This window comes from Luteibacter sp. P4_E6, assembly GCF_056401535.1.
Map to the genome: position 1 here is coordinate 1 of NZ_JBFUJE010000380.1, position 3,795 is coordinate 3,795.

Genomic DNA, 3,795 nt, shown 5'->3' on the forward strand with positions numbered 1-3,795 from the left:
CCTACAAGGTCGCCACGGACCTGAAGTGGGTGCCTGCCGGCTCGGCCTATTCGCTGTTTTATCTCGTCGTCGGCGCCTTCATCGTGCTCACGCCGGCCATGCTGGGCAGCGTTGCCGAACGGCTGGTGTACCAAAAAGGGCTTCTTGCCTCGGCCAGAAAGCGCAAGGCGCGCGCGCTTCTGGAAGGAGGCCGCCCGGCGGATTCAGACCTCGCTTCCGCGTCGACGTCGCTACCGGCGGCTACCAATGACAGCGACGGGGCGCCGGTTCCCGCCTTGCCCGACACGGGGCAGCCGAATATCGTCGGGCACCAGGTGGGAACAGACATCCGGTAGCCGCGTGGCGGCACCGAACAACGGCCCGGTGACGGGCTTAACAGGGGGGAGCCCATGGCAAGACGGACATTTTTCTCGTTCCACTACCAGCCAGACGTCTGGCGGGCGTGGAACGTGCGCAACTGCTGGGTGGTCCGACCCGACGACCAGCAGAGCAACGGGTTCTTTGACAGCAGTGTGTTTGAGAGCTTCAAGAGAACCGGCGACGAGCAGCTGAAAACGTTCCTCCGAAACGGTCTGGACAACACCTCGGTCACCTGCGTCCTTGCAGGGACCTCAACCTGGCAGCGCCGGTGGGTGCGCTACGAGATTGCCCAGAGCATACTCAAACGCAACGGTCTGCTCACGGTCGACATCCATGGCGTCAAAAACCAGCAGGGCCAACTCGCGCTCCCCGGTTTCGACCCGCTCGCGCAGATGGGTGTTTACCGGGCAACCAACGGCATTTACCTTGCCGAATGGTCAGGCGAAAAATGGGTGGCCTACCAAGACTACACCAAGCCTGTTGCCAAGTCGGTGCTGTGGTTTCCGGCGCCGAAGACCACGGACGTCGTGCAGTTTTCCCGCCACACGATGCGGTACGACTTCGCTGCCCAGAACGGGCGGGACAACATCGATGGCTGGATTGAACTGGCGGCCGGCAACGCCGGCCGCTGATGTCAAGGTTAGCGCTCAAGCTCCTCGAGAATGGACTCCAGGAGCGTAAATCGCTCACTGTCACCAGGCACCGCATTGGCATAGAGCCAGTCGAGCGCGGGAAACTCCTGGACACCCTTGCTTGMACATTCCTGCAACTTCGCGATCGACATTGGGAGAAGATGTTTTTGCGGAACACGATAGGCGACCCGCAGGGGCTCGTCTGCGCTGTCGCTGGCAACCACTACGTGTGAATCAGCCGCCACCCTGCTCTGGAGCCGTCGCTTATCAGGCTTGCGCTGGAGGACGCTCGACGTCATCAGCTCGTGGTAGATCCACGGAGACTCTGTGGCCACCTTGCCAAGGTCCGGTGCATCGGCGTCCTCGATGCTGATGGACTTTGGGGTGTCGAGGAAGATGAGGCACTCGCAGCTGTCCATGGCGGCCGACAGCGATGTTGCYAGCATCATGTGAACGTGGCTCGTTGAATAATTGCGCTTGTCGTAGCTGAAGAGCGTCTTCTTGTCGTCCGTCCAGCAATATTTCCGGTCGACACGGGATTGCAGATCCTTCTGGTCTCCCCAAATCAGCGAATCGACGAAGGGAAGCAGACCGAGCTCTTCCCACAGAAAACCCGCGAGCCCGAGCGCTTTGTTCTCGTCGGCGTGGGCGTGCGAAATGAAGACATGTGCGTTGGTCTTCTGGAACCACTTGCCCTTGATGGCATCGCCGTCGAGCACCCCCTTGGTGATGAAGTCATCAAGTGACCGGGATGACGCGGGCCACGTTTTTTCCAGAATCTTGCGGCCGTCGGCGACGTACGTGGAAAACGCGTTGGCCGTGGCCATTTCGAGCTTGAAACCGTTGAGCATCGGTCACGTCCCTGTCAGTCAGGTGGAATGGGTTCCGCCTTTGGAGGTAGCGTATCTTTACGTGCAACTCTAGCCATCCGCGACACATTCATCCACCCCCAAATGAGCATGCGGTTCGTGTGGTCCCTCACTGGCCGCCGTCTGCGACAGGTCGCGCGATGCAGAAATCGGGCTCAGGCAGCATCGTGAACATCTCCTCGACCTACGGCCATGAAGGCGCTGCGTACCGGCGCCGGACGGTGTTCATCAGTGGCAGCGCAGAACAGTTCGATCCCTGGGGTCGGGAGAAGGCTCAGACGTTCCTGACCAACCTGTCTTCAGCGCTGGTGCGCGAACGCTTTCGGTTCATCACGGGCTTCGGCATCAGGGTAGGAACGCCGGTCATCAATGGGGCACTGAAGGAGATTTACGGGTCCCCAACCGTATGCTCGTCAGATCAGCTCGTCATGCGCCCCTTTCCCCAGACGGACCGCGCAGATCTTGCGACTGCATTGCTCTCGAGCGAGTACCGGCAGAAGACCCTCGGCGAATGTGGGGTCGCCCTCTTTGTCCTTGGCAACAAGGCCGGCCCCGCAAGGGCAAGGCGGTGGACGCAACCGACATGCGGGAGGAGTTCGACCTTGCCACGGACATGGGCGTTCTTGCAGTCCCCGTCCGGGCGACGGGCTCGATGGCAGCCAAATTCGCCAGCGAGCTCAGGCGCAACTCGGGTGTGAGCGACGCTCCCGCCTCGTACGCGAAGGTTCTTGAGATACTCTGGAACGACACGGAGCCGGGCGCGATCATTGTGGCCATTGTCGCTTTCATGAACGACATCAATGACTAGGCAAAGCCGCCCCGCCCAGTTCCGGGGTAGGGGCGCCGCTTGCGGCAAACACACAAAGCGCATTGCAGGTCCAGTTGGCCTCGCACTGGAGGAAACGGATGGCTGAGTACTTCACGCTGACAGAAGCTCGGCTGGCCGCCTTCAGTGACGGTGACTTCCGGGCGGGGACTGTGTGACTCGCAGAGGCTGCGTCCGTGGAATGGTGGCGGAGCTTTGACGTGTTTTTGTCCAGCTCCATGCAGGATGCAGAAGCGGTGCTCGGTATCAAGGCACTTTTGGAAGAGCAAGGACTGACGGTTTATATGGACTGGATAGTCGACCGCCAGCTCGACCGCCCCAAGGTCAGCGGTAAGACCGCCGACATCCTCCGCAAGCGGATGGAACGGTGCGCCAGGCTCATCTACATCGCTTCAGCAAATGCGGCTGAGTCAAAGTGGATGCCGTGGGATCTCGGCTTTTTCGATGGCAAGAAAGGCGAAGACAGCGTAGCCATCCTGCCCCTCGTCGAAAGACAGGGCCAGTCTTTTCCCGGGCAGAAATATCTCGAGTTACACGCCGTCGTGCAGAAGAACAACTATTCAGACGGAAGCCGCGACGTGTTCGTCGAGAAGCCCGGCAAGCATTGGCAACCACTCCGGACCTTCGCGTCGTCTAACACGTGGCAAGGCTACTAAGTCGGTGGAATCCATAAGCAAACTCCGAAAGCTCGAATGGCTTGAGGGCGATGGCTTGGTGCGCCCGGAGGGCAAATGTTGCGCCTCCTGCCACGCATTTTTCCGCCGCTCTACAGCGGTTCGAATCCCAGGGCGTCCAGCTGATTGGCCACACGCAATATCCCTGCGCCATAACCGGGTGATGGCGTCGTCCCCACTGGACCGAAAATGACCACGAGATGGGCGGCAGCGAGCGCCAGGTCGGTGTACCCCGCGTCATCGGCCTTGGCCGCAATCAGCTGGGCGCGGAACCGGGCCTCGTCGAAGTCCATGGCCAGTGCGGCGTCACCCATGGCAGCGGCTTCGCGAACAAGGACGGCGACATCGAGGATGTAGGTTTCACGGGGAGCCATGCTCGGAGTATATCGAGCCTGCTGACGGAGGAGTCCCATCCGCCCGTAGGCGCCCAGGGC

The 3,795-nt window shown here is 60.8% G+C and carries 6 protein-coding genes and 1 pseudogene; 5 read left to right on the plus strand and 2 right to left on the minus strand.

What is annotated here, in order from left to right:
• Together AC1DT2_RS17560 and AC1DT2_RS17565 are read left to right on the plus strand one after the other, a co-directional pair.
• Positions 1–335: hypothetical protein (locus AC1DT2_RS17560; RefSeq protein WP_477297746.1), on the plus strand; the 335-nt coding region annotated here is incomplete at its 5' end.
• Between the two features lie 54 nt (positions 336–389).
• Positions 390–992 (plus strand): TIR domain-containing protein, encoded by a 603-nt coding sequence (locus AC1DT2_RS17565; protein ID WP_477297747.1) that lies wholly within the window; start codon positions 390–392, stop codon positions 990–992.
• An 8-nt stretch (positions 993–1,000) separates the two neighbouring features.
• On the opposite strand, the gene AC1DT2_RS17570 is transcribed toward AC1DT2_RS17565, so the two are convergent.
• Positions 1,001–1,843 carry a hypothetical protein gene (locus AC1DT2_RS17570; protein ID WP_477297748.1) on the minus strand — a complete coding sequence of 281 codons (843 nt, stop codon included), beginning with the start codon at positions 1,841–1,843 and terminating at the stop codon, positions 1,001–1,003.
• A gap of 158 nt (positions 1,844–2,001) precedes the next feature.
• On the opposite strand from AC1DT2_RS17570, the pseudogene AC1DT2_RS17575 reads away from it, so the two are divergent.
• From AC1DT2_RS17575 to AC1DT2_RS17585, 3 genes and pseudogenes are all read left to right on the plus strand, one after another.
• Positions 2,002–2,397: pseudogene (locus AC1DT2_RS17575) on the plus strand (hypothetical protein); the annotation flags it as partial.
• Complete coding sequence (locus AC1DT2_RS17580) at positions 2,373–2,669, plus strand: hypothetical protein (protein WP_477297749.1); 297 nt, start codon at positions 2,373–2,375, stop codon at positions 2,667–2,669. The pseudogene AC1DT2_RS17575 and the gene AC1DT2_RS17580, both read left to right, overlap by 25 nt.
• 218 nt (positions 2,670–2,887) lie before the next feature.
• Positions 2,888–3,343 carry a hypothetical protein gene (locus tag AC1DT2_RS17585; RefSeq protein ID WP_477297750.1) on the plus strand — a complete coding sequence of 152 codons (456 nt, stop codon included), beginning with the start codon at positions 2,888–2,890 and terminating at the stop codon, positions 3,341–3,343.
• A 110-nt stretch (positions 3,344–3,453) separates the two neighbouring features.
• Here AC1DT2_RS17585 and AC1DT2_RS17590 read toward each other — a convergent pair.
• Positions 3,454–3,795 (minus strand): hypothetical protein (locus tag AC1DT2_RS17590; protein WP_477297751.1); only part of this gene is annotated, 342 nt, incomplete at its 5' end.